At 71.8% G+C, this 25,536-nt stretch carries 27 protein-coding genes and 2 riboswitches; of the genes, 10 read left to right on the top strand and 17 right to left on the bottom strand.

Features of this window, described 5'->3' with window-relative positions; translation table 11 throughout:
- Nucleotides 1–3: 3 nt before the first annotated feature.
- From KV100_RS13260 to KV100_RS13225, 8 genes are all read right to left on the bottom strand, one after another.
- Nucleotides 4–777, bottom strand: a complete 774-nt coding sequence (locus tag KV100_RS13260) for an SRPBCC family protein (protein ID WP_220343502.1) — start codon at nt 775–777, stop codon at nt 4–6.
- The gene (locus KV100_RS13255; protein ID WP_220343501.1) at nt 777–1,631 is read right to left on the bottom strand and encodes a xanthine dehydrogenase family protein subunit M; all 855 of its coding nucleotides are present in this window, start codon (nt 1,629–1,631) and stop codon (nt 777–779) included. Before KV100_RS13255 ends, KV100_RS13260 begins: the two co-directional genes overlap by 1 nt.
- Nucleotides 1,628–4,105: a xanthine dehydrogenase family protein molybdopterin-binding subunit gene (locus KV100_RS13250; protein ID WP_220343500.1), complete on the bottom strand. Its 2,478-nt coding sequence runs from the start codon at nt 4,103–4,105 to the stop codon at nt 1,628–1,630. Before KV100_RS13250 ends, KV100_RS13255 begins: the two co-directional genes overlap by 4 nt.
- Nucleotides 4,102–4,611 (bottom strand): (2Fe-2S)-binding protein, encoded by a 510-nt coding sequence (locus tag KV100_RS13245; protein ID WP_220343499.1) that lies wholly within the window; start codon nt 4,609–4,611, stop codon nt 4,102–4,104. Before KV100_RS13245 ends, KV100_RS13250 begins: the two co-directional genes overlap by 4 nt.
- Nucleotides 4,612–4,833: 222 nt before the next feature.
- Nucleotides 4,834–5,967, bottom strand: a complete 1,134-nt coding sequence (locus KV100_RS13240) for an XdhC family protein (protein ID WP_220343498.1) — start codon at nt 5,965–5,967, stop codon at nt 4,834–4,836.
- Between the two features lie 27 nt (nt 5,968–5,994).
- Nucleotides 5,995–7,089: a VWA domain-containing protein gene (locus tag KV100_RS13235; protein WP_220343497.1), complete on the bottom strand. Its 1,095-nt coding sequence runs from the start codon at nt 7,087–7,089 to the stop codon at nt 5,995–5,997.
- A 3-nt stretch (nt 7,090–7,092) separates the two neighbouring features.
- Entirely contained in the window at nt 7,093–7,974 is an 882-nt protein-coding gene (locus KV100_RS13230) for a MoxR family ATPase (RefSeq protein ID WP_301022390.1), read from the bottom strand.
- Between the two features lie 9 nt (nt 7,975–7,983).
- Complete coding sequence (locus KV100_RS13225) at nt 7,984–8,634, bottom strand: NTP transferase domain-containing protein (RefSeq protein WP_220343496.1); 651 nt, start codon at nt 8,632–8,634, stop codon at nt 7,984–7,986.
- Between the two features lie 57 nt (nt 8,635–8,691).
- Between KV100_RS13225 and KV100_RS13220 the strand changes: the two genes are divergently transcribed.
- Nucleotides 8,692–9,954, top strand: coding sequence for an ArgE/DapE family deacylase (locus KV100_RS13220; protein WP_301022388.1), 1,263 nt, complete (start codon nt 8,692–8,694; stop codon nt 9,952–9,954).
- Between the two features lie 45 nt (nt 9,955–9,999).
- Here the strand turns inward: KV100_RS13220 and KV100_RS13215 are convergent, their stop codons facing one another.
- A complete protein-coding gene (locus KV100_RS13215; RefSeq protein ID WP_220343494.1) occupies nt 10,000–10,137 on the bottom strand; it encodes a hypothetical protein in 138 nt (45 codons plus the stop codon).
- Between the two features lie 37 nt (nt 10,138–10,174).
- On the opposite strand from KV100_RS13215, the gene KV100_RS13210 reads away from it, so the two are divergent.
- On the top strand, nt 10,175–10,987 hold the full coding sequence (locus KV100_RS13210; protein WP_220343493.1) for an N-acetylmuramoyl-L-alanine amidase: 813 nt from the start codon (nt 10,175–10,177) through the stop codon (nt 10,985–10,987).
- 2 nt (nt 10,988–10,989) lie between these two features.
- The gene (locus KV100_RS13205; RefSeq protein ID WP_301022386.1) at nt 10,990–11,862 is read left to right on the top strand and encodes a metallophosphoesterase; all 873 of its coding nucleotides are present in this window, start codon (nt 10,990–10,992) and stop codon (nt 11,860–11,862) included.
- Here the strand turns inward: KV100_RS13205 and KV100_RS13200 are convergent.
- From KV100_RS13200 to KV100_RS13190, 3 genes are all read right to left on the bottom strand, one after another.
- On the bottom strand, nt 11,817–12,476 hold the full coding sequence (locus tag KV100_RS13200) for an FMN-binding negative transcriptional regulator (RefSeq protein WP_220343491.1): 660 nt from the start codon (nt 12,474–12,476) through the stop codon (nt 11,817–11,819). The genes KV100_RS13205 and KV100_RS13200 overlap by 46 nt on opposite strands.
- An 86-nt stretch (nt 12,477–12,562) precedes the next feature.
- Nucleotides 12,563–14,194: a chaperonin GroEL gene (gene groL / locus KV100_RS13195; RefSeq protein ID WP_220343490.1), complete on the bottom strand. Its 1,632-nt coding sequence runs from the start codon at nt 14,192–14,194 to the stop codon at nt 12,563–12,565.
- A 225-nt stretch (nt 14,195–14,419) separates the two neighbouring features.
- Nucleotides 14,420–15,337, bottom strand: a complete 918-nt coding sequence (locus KV100_RS13190) for a LysR family transcriptional regulator (protein ID WP_220343489.1) — start codon at nt 15,335–15,337, stop codon at nt 14,420–14,422.
- A gap of 74 nt (nt 15,338–15,411) precedes the next feature.
- On the opposite strand from KV100_RS13190, the gene KV100_RS13185 reads away from it, so the two are divergent.
- The 4 genes from KV100_RS13185 (at nt 15,412) to KV100_RS13170 (ending at nt 18,563) form a co-directional block, all read left to right on the top strand.
- Nucleotides 15,412–16,302 (top strand): EamA family transporter, encoded by an 891-nt coding sequence (locus KV100_RS13185; RefSeq protein WP_220343488.1) that lies wholly within the window; start codon nt 15,412–15,414, stop codon nt 16,300–16,302.
- 22 nt (nt 16,303–16,324) lie between these two features.
- A riboswitch (TPP riboswitch) is annotated at nt 16,325–16,409 on the top strand.
- An 8-nt stretch (nt 16,410–16,417) separates the two neighbouring features.
- Complete coding sequence (gene thiO / locus KV100_RS13180; RefSeq protein ID WP_220343487.1) at nt 16,418–17,575, top strand: glycine oxidase ThiO; 1,158 nt, start codon at nt 16,418–16,420, stop codon at nt 17,573–17,575.
- Complete coding sequence (gene thiS / locus KV100_RS13175) at nt 17,572–17,772, top strand: sulfur carrier protein ThiS (RefSeq protein WP_220343486.1); 201 nt, start codon at nt 17,572–17,574, stop codon at nt 17,770–17,772. The genes thiO and thiS overlap by 4 nt, the downstream gene beginning before the upstream one ends.
- Before the next feature lie 5 nt (nt 17,773–17,777).
- Nucleotides 17,778–18,563, top strand: a complete 786-nt coding sequence (locus KV100_RS13170) for a thiazole synthase (RefSeq protein WP_308290291.1) — start codon at nt 17,778–17,780, stop codon at nt 18,561–18,563.
- A gap of 27 nt (nt 18,564–18,590) precedes the next feature.
- Here the strand turns inward: KV100_RS13170 and KV100_RS13165 are convergent, their stop codons facing one another.
- The 5 genes from KV100_RS13165 to KV100_RS13145 form a co-directional block, all read right to left on the bottom strand.
- Nucleotides 18,591–18,866, bottom strand: a complete 276-nt coding sequence (locus KV100_RS13165; RefSeq protein WP_220343484.1) for a MoaD/ThiS family protein — start codon at nt 18,864–18,866, stop codon at nt 18,591–18,593.
- Between the two features lie 13 nt (nt 18,867–18,879).
- Nucleotides 18,880–20,154: a threonine synthase gene (thrC, locus tag KV100_RS13160; protein WP_220343483.1), complete on the bottom strand. Its 1,275-nt coding sequence runs from the start codon at nt 20,152–20,154 to the stop codon at nt 18,880–18,882.
- Between the two features lie 9 nt (nt 20,155–20,163).
- Nucleotides 20,164–20,305: riboswitch (SAM riboswitch) on the bottom strand.
- A 72-nt stretch (nt 20,306–20,377) separates the two neighbouring features.
- Nucleotides 20,378–21,226 carry a trehalose-phosphatase gene (otsB, locus tag KV100_RS13155; RefSeq protein ID WP_220343482.1) on the bottom strand — a complete coding sequence of 283 codons (849 nt, stop codon included), beginning with the start codon at nt 21,224–21,226 and terminating at the stop codon, nt 20,378–20,380.
- Between the two features lie 119 nt (nt 21,227–21,345).
- Nucleotides 21,346–21,894 carry a LytR C-terminal domain-containing protein gene (locus KV100_RS13150; protein WP_220343481.1) on the bottom strand — a complete coding sequence of 183 codons (549 nt, stop codon included), beginning with the start codon at nt 21,892–21,894 and terminating at the stop codon, nt 21,346–21,348.
- A gap of 9 nt (nt 21,895–21,903) precedes the next feature.
- Nucleotides 21,904–22,257, bottom strand: coding sequence for a DUF3263 domain-containing protein (locus KV100_RS13145; protein ID WP_220343480.1), 354 nt, complete (start codon nt 22,255–22,257; stop codon nt 21,904–21,906).
- An 89-nt stretch (nt 22,258–22,346) separates the two neighbouring features.
- Here KV100_RS13145 and KV100_RS13140 point away from each other — a divergent pair, with 89 nt between their 5' ends.
- The 3 genes from KV100_RS13140 to KV100_RS13130 are packed head-to-tail and all read left to right on the top strand — an operon-like array spanning nt 22,347 to nt 25,535.
- Nucleotides 22,347–23,363 (top strand): Gfo/Idh/MocA family protein, encoded by a 1,017-nt coding sequence (locus KV100_RS13140; RefSeq protein ID WP_220343479.1) that lies wholly within the window; start codon nt 22,347–22,349, stop codon nt 23,361–23,363.
- A gap of 53 nt (nt 23,364–23,416) precedes the next feature.
- A complete protein-coding gene (locus KV100_RS13135; RefSeq protein WP_220343478.1) occupies nt 23,417–24,892 on the top strand; it encodes a trehalose-6-phosphate synthase in 1,476 nt (491 codons plus the stop codon).
- Nucleotides 24,893–24,944: 52 nt separating this feature from the next.
- Nucleotides 24,945–25,535: a GNAT family N-acetyltransferase gene (locus KV100_RS13130; protein ID WP_220343477.1), complete on the top strand. Its 591-nt coding sequence runs from the start codon at nt 24,945–24,947 to the stop codon at nt 25,533–25,535.
- The last annotated feature ends 1 nt before the right edge of the window (nt 25,536 follow it).

The raw sequence follows: 25,536 nt of genomic DNA, 5'->3' as shown, positions 1-25,536 counted from the left end.
GAGTCAGCGCCTGCGGCGCACCAGCCACCAGGCGAGCGCCAGGGCGACCGTGCCGACGGCCACCGCCGGCCCGTAGCGACGGGCGAGCACGGGGACCACGGTCGACCCCAGGTCGAGCTCGGCCGCCGACTCGAGAGGATCTCCGTGAGGGCTGCTCGCCGTCCCGGACGAGGCACCACCGGACGAGACGTCTGACGACGGAGTAGCGGCGGGCTCGCGCACCGACGCGGCATGCCGTCCACCCTCGACCACGTCCGCCTCCTCGACCTCGGCCGGCGTCTGGGCGGTCTCCACGCCCTCCTGCCCCGGCCCGCGCTCCGGGGAAGGGGTCGAGCCCGCCGAGAGGCTGTCACTGATGCACCCGACGAACTGCGACAACAGCTTGTCGCTCACGTCCTGGATGACGCCGCGACCGAACTGCGCCGGTTTGCCGGTGATCGCGAGGTCGGTGCGCACCTCGACCCGCGTCCCCCCGTCCTCCGGCACGAGCCGGGCCGTCACCTTCGCCCCCGCCGTACCCTGACCGCGCTTGTCCTTCCCCTTCGCGTCGATCACGACCCGGCGGCCGGCCTCGTCGCGCTCGATGTACGTCCCCGAACCGGCATAGACCAGCGAGATCGGCCCCAGCTTGATCTTGATCGTGCCCGTGAAGTCGTTGTCGTCGACCACCGTGACGACGGCGCCCGGCATGCACGGAGCGATCGACTCGGGGTCGTTGAACGCCGCCCAGGTGGTCTCGATCGGCGCCGGGACGGAGAAGGTGTGCGTGAGCTCCATCAGGCACCAGCTGCCCGCACCACGGCCCGACGGGCCAGGACGCGCGCGAGGTGGCGACGGTAGTCCGCCGTCCCGTTGAGGTCGTCGGGTGGTGTCGTGCCTGCGGCAACGTCGGCGACGGCGCCCTCGACCGCCTCGCCCACGGGGGCGAGGCCGACCAGGTTCTGCTCCACGGCCGCGGGGCGGATCGGCGTCGAACCCATGTTGGTGAGCCCGAGGCGGGCATCGGCGATGACGCCGTCCTCGACACGGACGGTCGCGGCGACGGCCACGATCGACCACTGCTGGGCCACCCGGACGAACTTCTCGTAGGCCGCGGTCCAGCCGGTCCGCTTCGGCACCCGCACGGCGGTGAGGATCTCGTCCTCACCGACCGCGGTGGTGAACAGGTCGACGAAGAAGTCCTCCGCGGCGACCGTACGGACGCCGGCGGGCCCGGCGATCTCGAACGATGCCCCGAGCGCGAGCGCCGGCGCGGGCAGGTCGCCCGCGGGGTCGGCGTGCACCAGGGCGCCCCCGAAGGTGCCACGATGACGCACCTGCGGGTCGGCGACCGTGCCCGCAGCCTCGACCAGCAGCGCCGCGTGCTCACGCACCAGGGCGCTCGTCGCCACCTCGTGGTGCGGTGTGGTCGCCCCGATGACCAGCGCGTCCCCGTCCTCGCGGACGCCGCGCAGCCCTTCGATGCGGCCGAGGTCGACGATGAGCTCGGGCCCGGCGAGGCGGAGCTTGAGGACCGGGATGAGGCTCTGGCCCCCGGCGAGGACCTTGACGTCCTCACCTCCCTCGGCAAGGAGCCTCAGTGCATCCTCGACGGTAGTCGGCGACTCGTACTCGAAAGCTGTCGGAATCACTGCTGCTCCCCCTGGTCCGTACCCGTCTGGACCGCGCCGGTCGACGCGATGTCGCGGTCGGCGACCTCGGGGCTGTTCACCGTCGGTACGGCGGCTTCGGCCCCCCGGCCCTTGTCCGCGCCCTGCAGCGCCGCCCAGACACGGCCGGGCGAGCATGGCATGAGGATGTCATCGACTCCGAGATGTCGCACGGCGTCGATGACCCCGTTGACGATCGCCGGCGTCGAGGCGATGGTCCCCGCCTCACCGACGCCCTTGACCCCCAGGACGTTCGTCGTCGACGCGGTCTCGGTGCGATCGGTGATGAACGACGGCACGTCGGCCGCGCTCGGGACCAGGTAGTCCACGAAGGATCCCGTCACGAGCGTCCCGGACTCGTCGTGGACGGCTTCCTCGAAGAGCGCCTGGGCGATGCCCTGGACGAGCCCACCGTGGATCTGCCCCTCGACGATCAACGGGTTGATCACGGTGCCGACGTCGTCGACGCAGACGTACGAGCGGAGTGTGACCTGCCCGGTCTCGGTGTCGACCTCCATCGCGGCCAGGTGGGTGCCGTGCGGGAACGAGAAGTTCTCCGGGTCGAAGGTCGCGTCGGAGTCCAGGCTGGGCTCCACCCCGTCGGGCAGGTCGTGGGCCGCGAACGTCGCGAGCGCGACGTCACCGAGGGCGACCCCCTGGTCCGTGCCCCGCACCGTGAATCTCCCGTCGGTGAACTCGAGGTCATCGTCGGCGGCCTCGAGCATGTGGGCCGCGATGACCCTGGCCTTCGCGATCACCTTGTCGGCGGCGGCGACCACGGCCATGCCCCCGACGGCGAGCGAGCGGGAGCCGTACGTGTCGAGCCCGCGCTGGGCGATCGCCGTGTCGCCGTGGAGCACCTGGACGTCGTCGAACGGCACGCCGAGCCGGTCGGCGACGATCTGGCTCCACGCCGTCTCGTGGCCCTGGCCGTGCGCGCTGACCCCGGTCACGACCTCCACGTTGCCGGTCGGCAGCATCCGAACCTGCGCGTACTCCCAGCCGCCCGCGCCGTAGTCCAACGACCCGAGGACCCGCGACGGAGCGAGGCCGCACATCTCCGTGAACGTCGAGACACCGATCCCGAGCTGGACCGGGTCACCGTCGTCGCGGCGACGCCTCTGCTCGGCTCGCAGCTCGTCGTACCCGAAGAGCTCGAGCGCCCGCGCGGTCGCCGCCTCGTAGTTGCCGGTGTCGTACTCCAGCCCGCAGACGGTCGTGAACGGGAACTCCTCGTGGGCGATCCAGTTCTTGCGGCGCAGCTCGATCGGGTCCATGTCGAGCTCGGCGGCGAGGTCGTCCATGAGGCGCTCGATCGCGAACGTGGCCTCCGGGCGTCCCGCTCCGCGGTAGGCGTCGGTCCACGCCTTGTTGGTGAAGAGGTTGGTGCACTCGAACCGGTAGGACGGGAACTTGTAGATCGCCGGGAACATGAACGCGCCCAGGATCGGGACACCTGAGGTGACGAGACCGAGATAGGACCCCATGTCGGCGAGGAGCTGGACCTTGAGCCCTGTGACCGTGCCGTCACGGCGAGCGGACAGCGCCAGCCGCTGCACCTGCCCACGTCCGTGGTGGGCGGCCATGAGGGACTCCGAGCGGGTCTCGGTGAACTTGCACGGCTTGCCGGTCCGCCGTGCGGCCAGCATGGTGATGACCTCCTCAGGAGTCACCTGCAGCTTGCCGCCGAACCCGCCACCCACGTCCGGCGCGATCACCCGAACCTTGGACTCGGGGATGCCCAGCGTGAGGGCGAGCATGAGACGGAGGATGTGCGGCACCTGCGTCGACGACCACATCGTGATCTGGTCCGCGGTCGGGTCGACGACGGTGGAGCGCGGCTCCATGAACGCCGGGATCAGACGCTGCTGGTAGTAGGTCCGCTCGAGGAGGATCTGGTCGTCGGCGCCGGCGGCGGCGAGCGCGTCCTCCACGTCGCCGCCCGTCCCGGCCTCGGCGGAGTCGAAGACCCAGAAGGCCGACCGGTTGGTGCCGAGGTCGGGGTGCGCCAGGACGTCGTCCTTCTCGGCCTCTTCCAGGTCGAGGACCACCGGCAGCTCGTCGTAGTCGACGTCGACCAGGTCGGCGGCGTCCTGGGCCTCGTGCCGCGACCGCGCGACGACGACCGCGACGATCTCGCCGGCGAAGGTCACCCGGTCCACGGCGATGGCGGGGTGCGGCGGCGCAACCTGGTCGGGCGTGATGGGCCACGCGTTGGGCAGGCTGCCCTGGGTCTCGGCCACGTCGGCGCCGGTGAGCACGGTGACGACGCCGGGCGCGGCGACGGCCGCGGACGTGTCGACCCCGGTGATGCGCGCGTGCGCGAACGGGCTGCGTACGGCGGCGAGGTGCAGCATGCCCGGCAGCACCATGTTGTCGGTGTAGCGCGAGCGCCCGGTGATGAGGCGCTGGTCTTCCTTGCGCTTGCGAGGGCTGCCGATCTCCGTGACGGTCATGCCGCACCCGCCTCGGTCGCGTCCGGCGTGCCACCGGCCATCTGCCGCGCGCCGGCCTGCACCGCCTTGACGATGTTCTGGTAGCCCGTGCAGCGGCAGAGGTTGCCCTCGAGGTTCTCCCGCACCGTCGCCTCGTCCGGGTCGGGGTGCTCGGTGACGATGTCGAGGGACTGCATGATCATGCCGGGGGTGCAGAACCCGCACTGCAGCGCGTGCGAGTCGTGGAAGGCCTGCTGCATCGGATGGAGCGCCCCGTCGTCCGAGGCGATCCCCTCGATCGTCGTCACCTCGTGGCCGTCGGCCTGGACGGCGAACATCGTGCACGACTTCACGCTGCGACCATCGAGGTGGACGGTGCACGCGCCGCAGTTGGTGGTGTCGCAGCCGACGAGCGTCCCGGTCTTGCCGAGCTGGTCGCGAAGGTACTGGACGAGGAGGGTTCGGGGTTCGACGTCGTCGGTGCAGGACACTCCGTCGACGGTGACGGTGATCGGCTTCTTTGCCATGGACTGGACTCCACTCGGTCGGCGGCAGGCTCACCCGTGCTGGTTGAAGCCTTTCCTACACCGGAGTGACGTGGATCACAATGCGATGTCGTGGACTCGCCTCTCGCACCCGGCCACGGGACCTCCTGCGTTTGAGGTGCTCGCACCCCAGAGGTCGCGACCGCACCGCGAATACGAGGTGTGATCCGTACGGACGAGGTGCGAGCACCTCAAACGGGGAGGTCAGTCCGCCTCGTGGTGGATGCGGCCGTCGCGGGCGCTGAGCCGGTCGCCTCGGCCGCCCCACTGGAGCGCGATGATCTCGGCGGCGATGGAGACCGCGGTCTCCTCGGGCGTACGTGCGCCGAGGTCGAGGCCGATCGGGCTCGACAGCCGCGCGATCGCGTCCTCGCCGACTCCCGCCTCGCGCAGGCGCGCCAGCCGGTCGTCGTGCGTACGACGCGAGCCCATCGCCCCGACGAACGCGGGACGATGTGGCGGCTCGAGCTGCAGCGCGCGCTCGAGCAGCGGCACGTCGAACTTGGGGTCGTGGGTCAGCACGCAGATCACGGTGCGCTCGTCGATCGCGCCGGCCTCGACCTGCTTCGCGAGGTACTTGTGGGGCCAGGACACGACGACCTCGTGAGCGTCGGGGAAGCGTGCCGCGGTGGCGAACACCGGCCGGGCGTCGCACACGGTCACCTGATAGCCGAGGAAGGCCGCCTGCCGCGCGACGGCCGCCGCGAAGTCGATCGCACCGAAGACGAGCATCCGCGGCTTCGGAGCGTACGAGGCCACGAAGACGCGCATCCCCTCTCCGCGGCGTTCACCGTGAGGGCCGTACGTCAAGGTCGCCGTCCGACCCGCGGCGAGCAGCCCGCGGACGTCGTCGGCGACCGCGGCGTCGGCCCGGTCGGACCCCAGACCACCCGTCGTCCCCTCAGGTCGGACGACCAGGCGGCGCCCCACCCACGTGGTGTCGGGATGGGCGATCACGGTCGCCACCGCGACAGGGGTGCCCGCCTCGATGTCGGCCGCGACGTCGCCGAGCTCGGGGAACGTCGTCTTCGACACCGGCTCCACGAAGACGTCGAGGATGCCGCCGCAGGTGAGACCGACCGCGAACGCGTCGTCGTCGCTGACCCCGTAGCGGTGCAGCACCGCCTCCCCCGCGACCACGACCTCCTGCGCGAGCTCGTAGACCGCGCCCTCGACGCAGCCGCCCGACACCGAGCCGTACGCGCTGGCGTCGGGCGCGACGACCATCGACGCACCGGCCGGACGAGGCGCGGACCGGAAGGTCTGCACCACGGTGGCCACCCCGGCGGTCTCTCCCGCCTTCCACGTCTCCATCAGCTCATCGAGCACGTCGCGCATGTGATCCACGCTACGCGGTGCACGACCTCAGCGTCCCACCTCGTCGAGGAGCGCCTGGAACGCCGCGACCGAGTGACCGGCCACCAGCGCGTCCAGGTGCGGGTGGACCGCGGCGATCCCGCCCTGCACCGGCGCATAGCCGGCGCGGCCACGGTGCGGGTTGGCCCAGAGCACGCGGTGCGCGAGCCGTTGCAGGCGCGCGACCTGGTCACCGAGCAGCACCGGGTCACCCCGCTCCCACCCGTCCGACGCGATCACGACGACCGCCCCCCGCGCCATGCCTCTCTGCCCCCACCGGTCGACGAAGGCACGCAGCACCTCACCGAGCCGAGTCCCGCCCGACCAGTCCGGCACGGTCGCCCCGGCGGCGGTGAGCGCGTCCTCGGGGTCGCGCAGCCGCATCGCAGCAGTCACGCGGGTCAGCCGAGTGCCGAGCGTGAACACCTCGACCTGCCTCGGCGACGCGGCGGCCAGCCGGTGCGCCAGCCGAAGGAGGCTGTCGGCATAGGCGCTCATCGAGCCGGAGACGTCGACGAGCATCACCACGCGGCGGGGTCTGCGGCGGGGCGCGCGGAAGCGCAGCGGGCCGGGCTCTCCCGCCCTCCGGAGCTGGTCTCGCAGCGTCCGGGTCGGATCGAGGTCTCCGTGCCGGCGAGGCGTACGGCGAGGGCTGCGGCGCCTCGGCACCGTCACGTCGAGCCCCTCGAACATCCGCGCCACGACCGCGCGCTCGCCGACCGACAGCGAGGCGACATCACGGTGGCGCAGCGTCTCGGTCACGCTCGCGAGCATGGCGACCTGCTGGTCGTCGCCCGCCTCCGCCGACCCCCTCGGCGCCTCGTCGAGACCCGCCTGCACGACGACCTGCCGGTCCTGCCGGCTGCGCGTCCGCGCTCTCGGCTCCTCGGCTGAGAACCAGCTCGCGAAGACGGCGTCGTACGTCGCCAGGTCGTCCGGCTCGGCGCAGAGCGTCGCGCGGCCGGCCCAGTAGACGTCACGGCGCCGGTCGGGACCGACGAGGCTCACCGCCTCCAGGAACGTGCGGGTCCGGTCCGCGGTCACACCGGCCCCGGCCTCCCGCAGCGCCTTCGCGAAGCCGGCGAAGATCGCGACGTCGGACACGGCTCAGGCCAGCATCGACGAGAGCGCGTCGCGGACGCGGTCGATGTCCTCGCGGTACTTGCACACCGCGCCGATCGTGGCGGCTGCGGTCTCGAGGTCCAGGTCGTCGCACTCGAGCCGCACCAGGGCTGCCGTCCAGTCGAGCGTCTCGGCCACGCCCGGCGGCTTGAGCAGGTCACCTCGGGAGCGGAGGTCGGAGACCACGCCGGCGACCTGCTCGGCGAGGCGCTGGGAGACCTCGGGCATCCGGGTACGGACGATCTCGATCTCGCGGGCCAGGGCCGGGTGCTCGATCCAGTGGTAGAGGCAGCGGCGCTTGAGGGCGTCGTGGAGCTCGCGGGTCCGGTTGGACGTCAGCACGACGATCGGCGGAACGGTCGCCCGCACGGTCCCGAGCTCGGGGATCGTCACCTGGTTCGTCGACAGCACCTCGAGGAGGAACGCCTCGAACTCGTCGTCGGCACGGTCGATCTCATCGACCAGCAGGACGGCGGGCGCCTCCCGCAGCGCCCGGAGGATCGGCCGCGCGAGGAGGAAGCGCTCGTCGAACAGTGACTGCTCGACGGACTCCGCATCGACCTGCGACCGGTCGGCCGTGGCCTCCACCGTGCGCAGGTGGAGGATCTGCCGGGGGAAGTCCCAGTCGTAGAGCGCCTGGGTGGCGTCGATCCCCTCGTAGCACTGCAGCCGGATCAGCGGGAGGCCGTACGCGCGTGCGAGCGCCTCGGCGAGCGCGGTCTTGCCCGTCCCTGGCTCGCCCTCGAGGAGGAGCGGCCGCTGCATGGCCAGGGCGAGATATGCGATGGTCGCGAGCCCTTCGTCGGCGAGGTAACCGACCTCACCGAGGTCGCGCCCGAGCTCGTCGCTGCTTCGAGGCTGCTTCACGCCATCACCCTATTCCGGTCCGGGCGTACGGGTGGGCGTGTCCTGGTCCCGCCCGGTCGCGAGATCACCGCACTCGATCAGGGTCGCGCCGTGCTCGGCCAGGTAGTGGCGGCCGCCGTCGTCGCCGGAGAGCGTCGCCGCCATCGGGCCCCAGTGGTCGCGCCCGATCAGCACGGGGTGCCCCGGTCGCCCGTCGTACGTCGCGCGGGCGAGGACGGCACCCCGGGCCTCCGCCCCGTCGACGTGGTCGAGGACGCGGCGTACGACGTCGGGGCCGACGTCGGGAAGGTCGACGAGCATCACGAGGACAGCGTCGACGGACCCGTCACCAGGTCCTTGCTCGAGCACCGCTCGGAGCGACGCCCCCATCCCCTCACGCCAGTCCGTGGCCACGAGCACCTCTGGACCGCCTCCGCGGCGACGCCCGGGCGAGATCTCGCCGGCCGTACGGAGCTCTCCCTGGACGTGCGCCGCTCGGGCCCCGATGACCGCGACGAGGTCGTCGCACCCGCCGTCGGCCAGCGCGTCGAGCGTCCGACCCAACCACGTCCGCCCGTCCGCCGTGCGGACGAGCGCCTTCGGCATCCCCATCCGACGCCCCTCGCCGGCGGCGAGGACCACGCCCCGTACGTGGGCGTGCACCCTGCGCGGTCCGACCATGCCCGCGATCCTGCCATCCCGCCGCGGTCGGGGCGGGTCATGACGCACACTGAGGTCGTGACCGCTCTGGACCCCCGCGACGTCCTCGACCACCTCGACGAAGAGCAGATCGCCGCCGACCTCACGTCCCTCGTCGCACTCGCACCGCTCGACGGATCGCTCGGCGAGGTCGCCGCAAGCCACTGGTGCGCCGATCGGCTCGGTGACCTGGGCGCCGACGTCGACCACTGGGAGATCGACCTGCCGACTCTGCGCCAGGAGCCGGACTTCCCCGGCATGGAGGTCGAACGCGCCGAGGCCTGGGGCACCGTCGGGGTCGTCCCCGGCGAGGACGCCGGCGTGCCTGCGCTGGCACTGTCGGGCCACATCGACGTCGTGCCACCCGGTGACTCCGGCCTCTGGTCGGACAACGACCCGTTCACCCTGCGTGAACAGGGAGGGCGTTGGTACGGACGGGGCGCGTGCGACATGCTCGGCGGTGTCGCCGCGATCCTGGGGGCGGTGCACGCGATCCGTGCCAGCGGGGTGAGCCTCCGCCGTCCGCTCGCGATCCACACCGTCGTCGGGGAGGAGGACGGCGGTCTCGGCGCCTACGCCACTCTCCGCCGCGGCCACACCGCCGACGCCTGCGTGATCGCCGAGCCGACCGCGGGGACGGTCGTCACCGACAACGCCGGGGCCCTGACGTTCCGGATGGTGGTCCGTGGACGCGCTGCGCACGGATCGATGCGCACGAGCGGCATCAGCGCCCTGGATGCGCTCGACACCGTCCGCGCCGTGCTGAGGACGCTGGAGGATCAGCGCAACACTGACGTCGGGGAGCGCTTCGCGCATCTGCCGGTCCCGTTCCCGATCTCGATCGGGACGGTGCAGGCCGGCGACTGGGCGAGCACGGTCCCCGATCTGTGCATCGTCGAGGGCCGCTACGGCGTACGCCCCGGCGAGTCCGTCGCCGCCGCCCAGTCCGCCCTGCGTTCCGCGGTCGCGGGAGCGTCGAACGGCGACCTCTGGCTCCGGGACAACCCGGCGACGGTGTCGTTCCCCGGCGGCACGTTCGCCCCGGGGCGGCTTCCCGATCTCCACCCGCTCCTAGAGGTCGTGCAGGACGCCGCCGAGGCTTCCGGATCGCCCCGTCCAGCGGCGGCGGGAGCCCCGTACGGGTCCGACCTGCGCCTCTACAGCGCGGCGGGGGTCCCCACGGTGCAGTACGGCCCCGGGGACATCGCCCACGCCCACTCCGTCGACGAGAGCGTCCCGGTGGACGAGGTGATGCGGTGCGCCCGCGCGTACGTGCTCATGGCGCTGCGGCTGTGCCGCTGACCGGGATCGAGGAGCGGCTGGGCGGCGAGCCCGGAGGCTCGCGGACTAGCGGCGGTCGCCCTTGCGACGCTCGAGCATCCGACGGACACGCGTCTGGTCCTGTCCGAGCACCTTGGACAGGAGCTGGACCCGGTACACGTACGCGAGCACGACGACCCCGACGATGATCAGCAGCCAAAGCATGGGGACAGCCTACGCGTCCGCACGTTAGCCTCGTGCGATGCGTCGTCTCACCTGCCTGCTCGCCGCCGTCGCGCTCGCCGCGTCCGGCACCGCCGCCGCCGCGACCACGGGTGCCCCAGCCAGGTCCACCGCCCACGACGGTCCCGCGGCCGGAGTGCGTTCCAGCGCCGACGACGCCGGCCCGCTGGCCGGTCGCACGATCGTCATCGATCCCGGGCACCAGCTCGGCAACAGCCGCTTCCCCCGCCGCATCAACCGCCCTGTCGACGCCGGCGGTCTGCGCAAGGCGTGCAACACCACGGGGACGGCCACCGCGAGCGGCTTCGCGGAGGCGACGTTCGCCTGGCGGGTGGCCAGACGGCTGCGCGCGGAGCTGCGCGCAGCCGGCGCGACGGTGGTGATGACCCGCAGCCGCAACAGCCGGAAGCTCTGGGGGCCCTGCGTCGACGTCCGGGGACGGCTCGGCAACGCGGGCGTTCGCGGCCGCGAACGCGCGGCCGACCTCAAGATCAGCATCCACGGCGACGGGGCGGCGCGGTCGGGGCGCGGCTTCCACGTGATCGTCACCAAGAAGCGGGGCGCGGTGGCGCGGTCGCTGCGGCTGGGGCGCATCACCCGCGCAGAGCTGCAGAGGGTGGGGTTCCGGCGCTCGACCTACACCGGGGGCGGGCGCGGGCTGGTCAAGCGGGCCGACCTCGGCACGCTCAACCTCAGCCGCATCCCGACCGCGATGGTGGAGCTCGGCAACATGCGCAACCCTCGCGACGCCCGGGCGATGCGCTCCGCGGCAGGCCAGCGCCGGTACGCCACGGCCCTTGCAGCGGCCGCCACGCGCTATCTCAGGCGGTGACCGTGGCGCACCGGATCCTCCACCTCTCCGACACCCACGTCAGCCGGACCGGCCCCGACGAGGACGGCGTCGACGCCGTCAGCGCGCTCGAGCGGATCCTCCACGACGCGCGTCACGTCCCCGACCTCGACCTCGTGCTCGTCACCGGCGACATCGCCGACGACGGGTCGTATGAGGGTTGTGTCGCCGTCCGCGAGATGGTGGGCGCGTACGCCGCCGAGCGCGGCGTACCGCACGTCTACACGACGGGCAACCACGACGACCGGGCCGCGTTCACGCGGGCGCTCGGGTCCGGGCACCTCGACGCCGGCGGACGCGACGTCGGCAGGCTCGCGGGTGGGTCGGCGGGCAAGCGCGCCGCGGTCAGCGACGTCGGGGGCCTGCGGGTGATCACGCTCGACAGCCTCGTGCCGGGATCGGTGCACGGTGAGCTGGACGGCGGTCAGGTCGCGTGGCTCCGTGGCCAGCTCGCGACCCCCGCGCCGTACGGGTCTGTCGTCGCGCTCCACCATCCGCCTCTGCACGTCGACTGGGCGCCGTTCATGCGCAACGACGGTCTCCGCGACCGGAACCTGCTCGCCGACGCTGTGGCCGGGACGGACGTCCGAGCGGTCCTGTGCGGCCACTTCCACCTCCAGCTCTCCGGCACCATGAACGGCGTGCCGGTGTGGACGACCCCGGGTGTCGTCACCAGGAACGACCGCACGTGCCCACCAGACCGGATCCGCGGGGTTCTGGGCGCCGGAGCGACGGTTGTCGACCTCGGAGGGCCGTTCTCCCCGGTGTTCCTCACGCTGCACGCACGCGACCCGCGCGCGGGTGAGCAGGTCTACCTCGTCGACGCGGTCTCGTGGGACGACGTCGACGAGGACTGATCCATCGTGCCCGCGACAGCGTGCGCCTCGGCGTCGCCTTCGCGGCGCAGGCCGTGCACCACACCGTCGCGATCCTCTGCCGAGCGGTTCTGGCTGAGCTTGGCCTTGCCCTCGACCGAGGTCACGGCCACCTCGACGCCGACGATGCCGCGCAGCTGGCCGTCCACGAACGGCGCGGGCGCATCGGTCACCGCCCAGGGATCGGGCCGCGACCGCTCGTGGAGGTCGGTGAGACGGGTGACGGCGTCGCGGATCCACTCGGTCTCACGACGGACGCGCACCGTGCCGCGCAGCTCGACGCGGCTGTAGTTCCACGTCGGGACGACCCTGCCGTGCTGGGCCTTGGTCGCGTACCACGACGGCGAGACGTACGCCTGCGGTCCGCTCACCACGACCAGGGCCGGCGATCCGTCGCCGATCGTGCGCCAGTGCGGGTTGGCGAGGGCCACGTGCGCGATCACGCGACCCTCCTCGCGCAGCCACACCAGCGGCAGCCGGGTCGCGTACGGCATGCCGTCCGCGCCCACCGTGACGAGGTCGCCGGCACCGACGGCGGCGATGAGGCCGTCGATCGCCGCTGCGTCGTCGAGGGAGTTGAAGCGCGGCACGTACACCGGCCCACCGTACGACGACGCCCCGCCGGTCCGGAGACCGACGGGGCGCCGCGTGGTGCGTCGAGCGTGAGCTCAGGCGGGGTGGCTCAGAAGCCCATGCCGCCCATGTCGCCCATGTCGCCACCCGGCATGGCCGGGGGGTTCTTCTCGGGCTTGTCGGCGACGACGGCCTCGGTGGTGAGGAAGAGCGCCGCGATCGAGGCTGCGTTCTGCAGCGCCGAGCGGGTCACCTTGGCCGGGTCGAGGATGCCCTCGGCGATGAGGTCGACGTACTCGCCGGTCGCCGCGTTGAGGCCGTGACCCGCGGGAAGGCCCTGGACCTTCTCCGCCACGACGCCGCCCTCGAGGCCGGCGTTGATCGCGATCTGCTTCAGCGGGGCGGTCGAGGCGGAGCGCACGATCTGCGCACCGGTCGCCTCGTCACCGACGAGATCGAGCTTCTCGAACGCCGCGGCGGTCGCCTGGACGAGCGCGACGCCGCCACCGGCGACGATGCCCTCCTCGACGGCAGCCTTCGCGTTGCGAACGGCGTCCTCGATGCGGTGCTTGCGCTCCTTGAGCTCGACCTCCGTGGCCGCGCCGACCTTGATGACCGCAACGCCGCCGGCGAGCTTCGCCAGCCGCTCCTGCAGCTTCTCGCGGTCGTAGTCGGAGTCGGAGTTCTCGATCTCGGCGCGGATCTGGTTGACCCGGCCGGTGATCTGGTCCTCCGAGCCACCGCCGTCGACGATGGTCGTCTCGTCCTTGGTCACGACGACCTTGCGGGCCGTACCGAGCAGCGAGATGTCGGCGTTCTCGAGCTTGAGACCGAGCTCCTCGCTGATGACCTCGCCACCGGTGAGGATGGCGATGTCGGTCAGCATGGCCTTGCGGCGGTCGCCGAAGCCCGGAGCCTTGACGGCGACGGACTTGAACGTGCCCTTGACCTTGTTGACGATCAGGGTGGCCAGCGCCTCGCCCTCGATGTCCTCGGCGATGATCAGCAGCGGCTTGCCCGACTGGATGACCTTCTCGAGGACCGGCACGAGGTCCTTGACGGCGCTGATCTTGGAGTTGGCGATCAGGATGTAGGGATCCTCGAGCACCGCCTCCATGCGCTCGGGATCGGTGTAGAAGTACTGCGAGATGTAGCCCTTGTCGAAGCGCATGCCCTCGGTGAGCTCGAGCTCGAGCCCGAAGGTGTTGCTCTCCTCGACGGTGATGACGCCTTCCTTGCCGACCTTGTCCATCGCCTCGGCGATGATCTCGCCGACCGACGGATCAGCAGCGGAGATCGCGGCCGTGGACGCGATCTGCTCCTTGGTCTCGACGTCCTTGGCCATCCCGAGCAGCTGGGCGCTGACGGCCTCGACGGCCTTCTCGATGCCACGCTTGAGCGCGATCGGGTTGGCGCCGGCCGCGACGTTGCGCAGGCCCTCGCGCACGAGCGCCTGGGCGAGCACGGTGGCGGTGGTGGTGCCGTCGCCGGCGACGTCGTCGGTCTTCTTGGCGACCTCCTTGACGAGCTCGGCGCCGATCTTCTCGTAGGGATCCTCGAGCTCGATCTCCTTGGCGATGCTGACACCATCGTTGGTGATGGTGGGAGCGCCCCACTTCTTCTCGAGGACGACGTTGCGGCCCTTGGGACCGAGGGTCACCTTCACGGCGTCGGCGAGGATGTTCATCCCGCGCTCGAGGCCGCGACGGGCTTCCTCGTTGAATGCAATGGTCTTCGGCATATCTCCCGCGATTCCTCCGCGTAGAGGTGGATGGCCCAGGGGATGCCCGCGACGGACGACCCGCGTCCACGGCAAACCCTTCTCGCCGCGACCTTCGGACCTCATCGTCCTGGCCCGTTTGGAACGTTGGCACTCAGATGATCCGAGTGCTAACGCTCTCCTTTCTAGCACTCGGGCCTGGAGAGTGCAAAGAGTGGGCCGGTGCAGCGAGCGAGGGCGACACCCTCATCTCGCCTCGTCGGCGATCTCCAGGAGGGCGTCGAGGACGCATCGGACAGCCGCGCGTTCGGCACGGTCGGGCCTTGCGAGCGCGAACACGTGGCGCCCCGCCCGCACGCCGTCGAGCGGGAGCAGCGTGACGCCGCGTGCCTCCGCTGCTCTTCGCCACAGCCGCGGCAACAGCGCCACACCCTGCCCGGCCGCGACGAACGCGGCCGTGACGTGGTTGTCGAGGAACCGTTGCTCGACACGAGGGGACTGTCCGTCGACGGCGAGCATGGGGAGCAGCAGGTCGAAGGGATGGCCGACAGGGACGCCGATCCAGCGCTCTCCGACGAGGTCCTCGGGTCGCACCCGGTCGCGGCCGGCGAGGCGGTGATCCTGGGGCACGGCCACGTCCAGCGGCTCACGAAGGAGCGGCGTGACGTGCAGGCCCGTCGCCGCAGGGTCCGGCACCGCGACCACCGAGTGCCCGACGACCACGTCGTGGTCGGCGGTGGCCGCTCGGAGCTCGTACTCCGCGAGGTCGAGGTCGCTCAGCCGTACGGTCACGCCGGGCGCACGCGTCGCGAGCCGCGGCGCGAGCGGAGCCAGCAGCATCTCGGCGCCGCTCGGGAAGGCTGTCACGGCGACCTCGCCCGCCACCTCGCCGCGGAACTCCTCGAGGCGGGCCCGGGTGCGCGCGACGACCTGGGCGATCTCGACGGCGCCCTCGGCGAGCAGCCGGCCGGCCTCGGTGAGCCTGACCCCACGGCCCTCACGCTCGACGAGGACGGTCCCGAGGTCACGCTCGAGGGCCTTGATCGTCTGCGAGACCGCCGACGGCGTCCGGTACGTCGCCGCAGCGACCGCCGTGATGCTCCCCCGCTCGGCGAGCTCCCGCACGATCGCGAGCTTGTCGACGTCGATGCCAGCATCCTTCATTGAAGCAACGCTACATCGTAGTCGTAGGAGTATTCGATTGTGCTTCACCCAGGCGCAAGCGCACGCTGGCTCTCGTGACCACCCGCGACCGTCTCCTCGCCGTACTGGTGGCGATCACCTGGGGACTGAACTTCATCGCCATCCACGCCTCGCTCGAGCACTTCCCGCCGATGTTCTGCGTCGCGCTGCGCTTCGGGCTGCTCGCCGTCCCGACCGTGCTTCTCGTCCCGCGCCCGGACGTCAGGCTGCGCTGGTTGATCGGGTACGGCGCAGGCTTCGGGATCGCACAGTTCTTCTTCCTGTACGTAGGCATGCGTGCGGGCATGCCCGCAGGACTCGCCTCGTTGGTGCTCCAGGCCTCCGCGCCCTTCACGGTGGTGCTCGCCGGCGTCCTGCTGCGCGAACGGCTCAGCGGCCGGCAGATTCTCGGCATCGTGATCGCGATCGCCGGGCTCGCCGGCGTGGCGTGGCACCGGTCGCAGACGGCAGCCCTGCTCCCCGTGGTGCTCACGCTGCTGGCCGCGCTCGGCTGGGCGTTCGGCAACCTCGCGAACCGCCAGGCGCACCCCTCCAACCCGCTCCACCTCACGCTGTGGATGTCGGTGGTCCCCCCGATCCCGATGCTGGTGGTCTCGCTGCTCTTCGAGGGGCCGGGAGCCGTCGGAGAGTCGCTCGTGACCGCCTTCACCCCCGAGGCGGTGCCCGCCGTGCTGGGTCTCCTCTACACGGTCGTCATCGGGACCGTCGTGGGCTCGGGACTGTGGACGCTGCTGATGACGCGCTATCCGTCGAGCACCGTCGCGCCGTTCTCACTGCTCGTCCCGGTGGTGGGGATGAGCGCGAGCGCTCTTCTCCTGAGCGAACGCCTCGACCCGTTCGAGCTCGCATCCGGCGCGGTGGTCATCGCCGGCGTCCTTCTCGGCTCGACCCGCGGGCGCCGGGCCCGCTTGACGACGCCGTCGTAGCCCGCCTACGGTGCGGAGGTCCCCACGGGAGCCCGGGCACGGGCTGAGAGGGAGCCGATGCCGCTCCGACCGTCGAACCTGATCCGGGTCATGCCGGCGAAGGGAGGCAGGAGCAGTGTCGCGCTCTCACCGGCCAGCCGGCCGCGACGTCGCCGTCGTCGGTGGTGGAGTCGTCGGGCTCACCGTCGCGTGGTCGCTCGCACGTCGTGGTCACCGTGTCACGACGTACGACCCCACGCCCGCCCGTGGGGCCTCGTGGGCGGCCGCGGGGATGCTCTCCCCCGCAGGTGAGGCGTGGTACGGCGAGGAGGCGCTGCTGCGGGTCGGCGTCGCGTCGCTCGCACGGTGGCCGGACATGGCGGCCGCCCTCGAACGCGATGCCGGGCGAGCGTTGGAGGTCCGTGGGGAGGGCACGCTGCTCGCCGCCGCCACCGAGGACGATGCCCGCGAGCAGGAGCGGGTCACCGCGCTGCTCGACACCCACACGATCCCGTACCACCCGCTCACCCGGCGGGAGGTGCGCGCCCGGGAGCCGGCGCTGCACCCAGCGCTGCGCGCCGTCGTCGAGATCCCCGGTGACCGCAGCGTCCACAACCGCACTCTGCTCGCTGCTCTGCTGGCGGCATGCGCGCGTCGGCACGTGACCGCCGTCGACGACACGGTCGACCTGGTGCGAGACGGCGACACGCTGCGTGTCCGCACCAGGCAGGACGGGCGCGCGCGCGGCCACGACGTGGTGGTCCTCGCCAACGGTGTCGGGCTACGCACCACCGAGGGCGCACCCGAGTGGCTGCGCGACGCCGTGCGCCCGGTCAAGGGCGAGATCCTGCGGCTGCATGCCCCCCGGCCCATGCTGGCCCGGACGGTGCGCGCCGCGGTGCGCGGCCGACCCGTCTACCTGGTCCCGCGCAACGACGGCGAGATCGTGGTCGGCGCGACCATGCTCGAGCGGGGGTACGACACGACCGTCACCGTGGAGGGGGTGCACGACCTCCTTCACGACGCGGTCGAGGTCGTGCCGGAGCTGCGTGACTGCGCCTTCGTGGAGGCGGCAGCCGGCTTGCGTCCCTCGAGCTCGGACCACCTGCCGCTGGTCGGGGCCACCGGCATCCCCGGTCTCCTCGTCGCCGCCGGGCACCATCGTGGCGGCGTGCTCCTCGCGCCCTGGACCGCCGACGTGATCACCGCGCTCGTCGAGGAGTCCTCGCCACCTGAGGGGTCGGGTCACACCGACCCGCTTCGCCTGTCGCCGACACTCCAGGAGGCCCGATGACCATCCGTCTCAACGGCCAGGCCCACGCGCTCGCCGAGCCTCTCACGGTGCTCGCGCTGCTCCGCACGCTCGCGCTGCCACGTACCGACGTGGCAGTCGCCGTCGACGGCATCGTCGTGCCGCGCTCCCGATGGGAGGACCACCTCGTCCGCGACGGCGCCGAGGTCGACGTCGTCACCGCCGTCCAAGGAGGGTGAGAGTCGTGCTGACGACCACCGACCCGTCCCCGCTCACCGTGGCCGGAGTGCCGTTCACGAGCCGGCTGTTCCTCGGTACCGGAGGGGTTCCGAGCCCCGCTGTCCTCCGTCGGTGCCTGGAGATGAGCGGCACGGAGCTCGTCACCGTCTCGATGCGCCGGGTCGACCCGGGAGCGCCGAGCTCGATCCTCGACGTCGTCCGCGAGCACGGCGCACGGCTGCTCCCCAACACCGCGGGCTGTCGCACCGCGCGTGAGGCGGTCCTCACCGCGAACCTCGCGCGCGAGGCCCTCGGCACCGCCTGGGTGAAGCTGGAGGTCGTCGCCGACGACGTGACGCTGCTGCCCGACGTGGTCGAGCTCCTCGACGCCGCCGAGACCCTGGTGCGCGAGGGCTTCACGGTGCTCGCCTACACGAACACCGACCTCGTCACCGCCCGCCGCCTCGCCGACGTCGGCTGCGCGGCCGTGATGCCGCTCGGCTCGCCGATCGGCTCCGGCCTCGGTGTCACCGACCCTCGCGCGATCGCCGCGATCGCGGAGGCGGTCGCGGTCCCGGTGGTGCTCGACGCCGGCATCGGCACCGCCTCCGACGCCGCACTCGCGATGGAGCTCGGATGCGACGCCGTGCTCTGCGCGACCGCGATCACCCGTGCGGGCGACCCGCCCGCGATGGCGTCGGCCATGGCCGGCGCGGTGCGCGCCGGTCGCACGGCGTACGGGGCGGGCCGGATCCCCCGACGCGAGACGAGCCTGGCCTCCAGCCCGACAACCGGTCTCGTCGGCACCTGACGCCGGCGGGCCCCCGCCGGTCCGGCGTCAGCCGCCGGCGACCGCCGGGATGATCGAGACCTGCTGCCCGGCGGGCACCGAGGTCTCGAGCCCGTCGGCGAAGCGCACGTCCTCGGTGCCGACGTACACGTTCACGAACCGGCGGATCGCGCCGGTCTCGTCGACGACGCGCGCCTTGATCCCGGGGAACGACGCCTCCAGGGCCTCGATGACACCGGCGACGGTCTCGCCGTCGACGGTCACCTCCGAGTCGCCGTTGGTGTAGGTGCGCAGGATCGTGGGGATGCGGACGGAGACGCTCATGGTGTCCTCTCGGTCAGACGAGGTTCGCGGCGGTGAAGGCCGTGTAGGTCGGGTCGATGGTCGCGGCGGGGCCGACCCGGTCCGCGATGGCGTCGAGCGTCTTGAGCCCGTCGCCGGTGTTGAAGACGACCGTCTCCGCCTCGGGGTCGAGCCGGCCGTCGGCGAGCAGCTTCTTGAGCGTCGCGATCGTCACGCCTCCCGCGGTCTCGGCGAAGATGCCCTCCGTACGGGCGAGGAGCTGGATGCCGTCACGCACCTCGTCGTCGGAGACGTCCTCGACGGCACCACCGGTCCGCCGGCAGGTGTCGAGCACGTACGGCCCGTCGGCGGGGTTGCCGATCGCGAGGGACTTGGCGATCGTGTCGGGCTTGACCGGACGGACGACGTCGTTGCCCTCCCGGAACGCCTGCGCGACGGGCGAGCAGCCGGTCGCCTGCGCGCCGAAGATCTTGTACGGCGTCGGGTCGACCAGGCCGAGCCGGCCGAGCTCGGTGAATCCCTTGTCGACCTTGGTCAGCTGCGACCCGGAGGCGACCGGGATCACCACCTGCTCCGGCAGCCGCCAGCCGAGCTGCTCCGCGGTCTCGTACGCGAGCGTCTTGGAGCCCTCCGCGTAGTAGGGACGGACGTTGACGTTGACGAACGCCCAGCCCTCCTCCTCGCCGGCGATCTCGCTGGCGAGCTTGTTGACGTCGTCGTAGTTGCCGCGCACGGCGACCAGCGTGCCGCCGTACACGGCGGTCGTGAGGATCTTGGGGCGCTCGAGGTTCTCCGGGATGAAGACGACGCTCTTGATGCCGGCACGGGCCGCGGCCGCGGCGACGGCGTTGGCGAGGTTGCCCGTCGACGGGCACGCGAGGACCGTCATGCCGAGCTCGCGGGCGGCCGAGAGGGCGACGGCGACGACGCGGTCCTTGAAGGAGTGGGTCGGGTTGCCGGAGTCGTCCTTGACCCAGAGCGTCTTGATGCCGAGCTCACGGGCGAGGTTGTCCGCCTTCACGAGCCGGGTGAAGCCGGGGTCGGTGTTGGGGAAGGACGCGATATCGGCGGGGACTGGCAGCAGCGACTGGTAGCGCCAGATGCTCTTCGGGCCGCTCTCGATCTGCTCGCGCGTGATCGCCGGGAAGTCGTACGCGACCTCGAGCGGTCCGAAGCACTCGAGACAGGCGTAGTGGGGTCCGAGCTCCTGCCCGGCACCGCAGGCGCGGCACACCAGGCCGGTCGCGTTGCCGAAGGCGCCGTCACGGGCGTTCGTACGATCAGGGGTTTGCAGCGTGCTCGCGCTCACGAGGCCTCCTCGTCATCTTCCCTGCGCGCGACTGTCGCCACAGGACGGACTTGGCACCATGCCTGACGGCGGCCTCGCGGGGTCGCGAGCTCACGTCAGGTGGTTGCCGGGGCTTCGTCGGGCCGTGTCCCTCCGCCCCTCGTGATGAGCTGAGCCAAGCGTACGTGCGCGTCTCACATACTGTCCACTCGTTCCAATATGCGGACAGTGGTCTCCCGGCAGGTCAGCAGCCGAGAGCGTCCGCGAGCCGCTCGAGCCAGGCCGAGAGCTCCTCGGGCCCGTGGACGACGAGGTCGGCCCGGGGCGTCAGGGCCTGCTGCTCGTCGGAGGCGACGGCCACCAGCATGACCTCGGCCTCGCCGTGGTCGCGCATGGCCGTGAGCGCCGCGTAGGCCGGGATATCACCGAGGTCGTCGCCGGCGTAGACGATCGTCCGGAGTCCGGTCTCGGCGACCAGCGTCCGCAGGGCGGCCCCCTTGTCGACGGACGGGTCGCGCACCTCCACGACGTACCGTCCGGGTTCTGCGGCGAGGCCGTGCTCTCGCGCCAGCTCCGCGACCGGTCCCTCCAGGCGCTCGAGGGCCGCACCGGGATCGTCGAGGAGACGGGTGTGCACCACCACCGCGCGCCCCTTGTCCTCGATCCTGACGCCGGCAAGACCGAGCGAGTCGAGCAGCGCCGGCAGAGCCGCACGGACCTCGGCGACCGCGGCGGGCGGTGGCGGCACCGACTCCGCACCGGTGTCGGCGTCCCACCTCTCGGCCCCGTACTGGCCGAGGATCGTGAGGTGGCTCAGGCCGTCGTGGTCGCCGAAGCCACCCAGTCTGAGCGCGGTGCGCACGGGACGTCCGGTGACGACGGCCACCTTGCCGACGCACGGTCCGATGCGCTGGAGCGCGTGGACCGAGCGCTTGCTGGCGTGCGCATGCTCAGGGTCGTCGACGATCGGGGCCAGCGTGCCGTCGAAGTCGAATGCGAGCATCGCCTGCTCGGGGGCGGCCAGCAGCGCCGCCAGGGCGGCCGCTCCGGCTTCGGTGCGGGGCTGTGGCTCGAGCACCACGGGAAGGGACATGACCACCATCATCCCAGGCCGGCCTCAGGCGTCGGGAGGGGTTCCGCCTCACGACGAGCAGGTGACCTCGCGTCGCCCCGCCGGGCGGCCGTGAGTGAGACCAGGGAGTACGCGTGCGGCTACGGTGCGCCTGTCAGGATCAGGGTGAGCCGGTCGAACTTCATCGGCTCGACCGCCGGCCGGACCCGGTCGATCCTCAGGTCGGCGGCGAGGCGCTCGGCCTGCTCCTTGAGCTTCGCGGGGTAGTACACGGTGCTCTCGGGGATCCGTCCGTACCAGTTGTCGACCCCGACGACCTTCCAGCCGGCGTCCTCGACCCGCGCCGCGGTGGAGTCGGCGAGTCCGGTGGCGCCGGAGTTGTTGAAGACCTCGACGAACGCCCGAGGGACCTCCGCGGTCGCCGGCGCGGCCGAGGTCGGCGCTGCCGTGGCCACAGGCTCGGCCGTCGGCTCGGGCGTGGCCTCGGCGGTGGCGGTCGGAGACGGCGTGGTGGCGGTCGGAGTGTCGTCCCCGCCGTTGCCGACGAGAAGGCCGATCGCCGCGACGGCCACCAGGAGCAGCGCGCCCAGCAGCGCCACCGACGGGATCGACCGCGGTGCGACACGCGTGCGCTGGGCGACCCGCGGACGGGGCTCCGTCGAGGGTTCGTCCACGCGAGGCTCGGTCACGAGTCCTCCTCAGGCATCGGCGTCGAGGCGCCGGGCGGAGCGGGAACGACGCCGACTCGCCCTCATCCGCCGAAGCCGCTTGACCAGGAGGGGATCGTGGGCGAGCGCGTCCTCGCGGTCGATCAGCGCGTTGAGCACCTGGTAGTAGCGGGTCGCCGAGAGGCCGAACTCCGCTCGGATCGCCTGCTCCTTGACGCCCGCGTACTTCCACCACCCACGCTCGAAGGCGAGCACCCGCTCCTCTCGCGCGGTCAGCCCCGTAGCCCGGTCCGCGGTCTCGTCCGCGGTCTCGTCCGCGGTCTGGTCCGCGGTCTGGTCCGCAGAGGTGACGTGGGCATCGTGGGAGGAGAGAGCGGGATCCATGCCCCCATCGTAGGTCGCCGAATGACACCGTTGGGATTCCCCGCGCCCGGCGTGGCGGTCCGCCGGGCCTGCCCGCCATGATGGCGAGCATGACGTCTCCCGCCGAGCACCCGTCCGCCGAGTCCCCGGCGCCCGTGCGCTGGGGCATCCTCGCCACCGGTGACATCGCCCACTCGTTCGCCCGCGACCTGGCCCTCGTCGACGGCGCCGTCCTGCACGCGGTCGGCTCGCGCTCGCTGCCGCCGGCGCGCGCCTTCGCCGAGCAGTACACGGACGAGAAGGCCAGTCCGGTGTCCTACGGCTCGTACGCCGAGCTGCTCGCCGACGGCGACGTGGACGTGGTCTACGTCGCCACGCCGCACGGTCGCCACACCGAGGACGTGCTCGCGTGCTTCGAGGCCGGCAAGGCGGTGCTGTGCGAGAAGGCGCTGACGCTCGACGCCCCCTCGGCCCGGCTCCTGGTCGACGAGGCCCGGCGACGCGGGCTGTTCTTCGCCGAGGCGATGTGGATGCGGACCAACCCCAACATCCGGCGGCTTCGCGCGATGGCCGCCGAAGGAGCGTGCGGCACGGTCACGCACGTCCGGGCCGACCTCGGCTTCGTCGCCCCCCGCGACAAGGCGCGGCTGTGGGACCCCGCGCTCGGGGCCAGCGCTCTGCTGGACGTCGGCATCTACCCGCTGACGTTCGCGTACCTGATCCTCGGCCGGCCCGTCGAGGTCCGGGCGGTCGCCACGCTGAGCGACCTCGGCGTCGACCTCGCCGGGGGCGCGACCCTGCGCTTCGACGGTGGCGCGATCGCCTCGATCAGCTGGACCCAGACCGGGTGGCCCGACACCCGCGCCTCGGTGGCCGGGGACGGAGGGCGGCTGGAGCTCCCGTCGCCGTTCCACCACCCGCAGTCGTTCACCTACGCCCGGAACTGGGAGGCCGACGAGATCGCCGAGCCCCTCATCGGCGCGGGGTACGCCCACGAGATCATCGAGGTCGGCCGCTGCCTCCGCGAAGGTCTGACGGAGTCGCCGCTGCTGCCGCTCGACGAGACGGTGGACATCCTCGCGATCATGGACGAGATCCGGGAGCAGGTCGGCGCGACCACCGGGTGATCCCGGTGCCTGGTCGTCTGCCGCCCCTGCGGATTCGCCGATAGGGTCGTCCCATGAGTCACGCGCGCGGTTCGAGCCCGGTAGCGAAGAGCCTGCGAGGACACGAGGACTCAGCGTCGTTCGTCGTCGTCGCCAACCGCCTGCCGGTCGACCGCGTGCAGACGCCTGACGGGTCCACCACCTGGCGCACCTCCCCCGGCGGCCTCGTCACCGCGCTCGAGCCCGTCCTGCGCAAGCAGGGCGGAGCATGGATCGGCTGGACCGGTGCGGCCGACGAGGAGCTCGAGCCGTTCGACCTCGAAGGCATCCAGCTGGTTCCGCTCCCGATCAGGGCGCAGGAGGTCGAGGAGTACTACGAGGGGATGTCCAACGCCACCCTCTGGCCGCTCTACCACGACGTCATCGCGACCCCGGAGTTCCACCGTGAGTGGTGGGACTCCTACGTGGCCGTCAACCACCGCTTCGCGGAGTACGCGGCGGCGATCGCCGAGAAGGACGCGGTCGTCTGGGTTCAGGACTACCAGCTCCAGCTCGTCCCTCAGATGCTGCGTGAGCTGCGGCCGGACCTGCGGATCGGCTACTTCCTGCACGTGCCGTTCCCGCCGGCGGAGCTCTTCACCCAGCTCCCGTGGCGGCGACGGATCCTCGAAGGCCTGCTCGGCGCGGACCTGATCGGCTTCCAGACGACCGGCGCCGCCCAGAACTTCGTCCGCCTCGTCCGCATGCGCGTCGGCAACAAGACCCACCGCGACACGATCTATCTCGACGACGGCCGCACGGTCATGGCCAAGGCGTTCCCGATCTCGATCGATTCCAACGCCTACGAGGAGCTGGCCCGCCGTCCCTCGACCCAGGCGCGCGCCGACGAGATCCGAGCCAGCCTCGGCAACCCCAAGTTCGTGCTGCTCGGCGTCGACCGCCTCGACTACACCAAGGGCATGCCCCAGCGGCTCCGCGCCTTTGGCGAGCTGGCCCAGGAAGGACTCCTCGACCCGGCGGACGCGGTGTTCGTCCAGGTGGCACCGCCCTCGCGAGAGCGGGTCGACCAGTACCGCCGCCTCCGCGACGAGATCGACCGCCTGGTCGGACGCATCAACGGCGACGTCGGCCGCATCGGGCAGCCCCCGATCACCTACCTCCACTCCTCCTACCCGCGCGACGAGATGGCGGCGCTCTACCGCGCGGCCGACGTGATGGTCGTGACGCCTCTGCGCGACGGGATGAACCTGGTGGCGAAGGAGTACGTCGCCTGCCGGTACGAGGAGACCGGGGCGCTCGTGCTGAGTGAGTTCGCCGGAGCCGCCGCCGAGCTCAAGCAGGCCTACCTCGTCAACCCGTACGACATCAACGGCATGAAGGCCACCATGCTCAAGGCCATCACCGACCCGCCGAGGGAGAAGGCGAAGCGGATGCGTGCCATGCGCCGCCAGGTCATGGAGCACGACATCGACAAGTGGGCCCAGAACTTCCTCGAGGACCTGGAGACCATCCGCGAGCCTCACGGCAAGAGGACACGTCCGGTCGGCTGAGGACCAGACGTCGACCCGCCTCCCGAGGTGCGCTCTTCGTTAGGGTCGACGCATGCGACCGAGTCAGTGGTACGAAGCCCAGGACATGTTCGGCGATCACGTCACCCTCACGCAGCTGCGCCCGCACCACGCCCAGGGCGTGCTGGCAGCCGCCGATGACGACGACGTCTTCTCGTGGATGTCCTTCGACCGGCCTACGACGCAGGCTGAGGCCGCCGAGGTGATCGCGCGCTACCTCGCGACGCCCGACACGAACGCCTGGGCCCAGGTCGACACGAAGTCCGGGGAGCTGGCGGGGATTACGACGTACTACGAGATCAGCCCCGAGCGCAGGTCGCTGATCATCGGCGGCACCTGGCTCGGGGAGCGGTTTCAGCGCACCGGCATCAACACCGAGGCGAAGCTCATGCTGCTGACCCACGCCTTCGACACGCTGGGCGCGGTGCGCGTCGCGTGGGAGACCGACGACCGCAACGAGCAGTCCCAGACCGCGATCGCGCGACTGGGGGCGACCCGCGAAGGGCTCTTGCGCAAGCACAAGCGCCGCAAGGACGGGTCGTGGCGCAACACGGTGCTCTACAGCGTCGTCGACGACGATTGGCCCGAGGTCCGCGACACGCTCCGGAGCGCACTCACCCGCTGAG

The sequence above is a fragment of the Mumia sp. zg.B21 genome (assembly GCF_019550855.1).
Lineage (GTDB): Bacteria > Actinomycetota > Actinomycetes > Propionibacteriales > Nocardioidaceae > Mumia.
The sequence above is the reverse complement of the archived record's forward strand: the minus strand, read 5'-3'. Positions and strand labels throughout refer to the sequence as shown.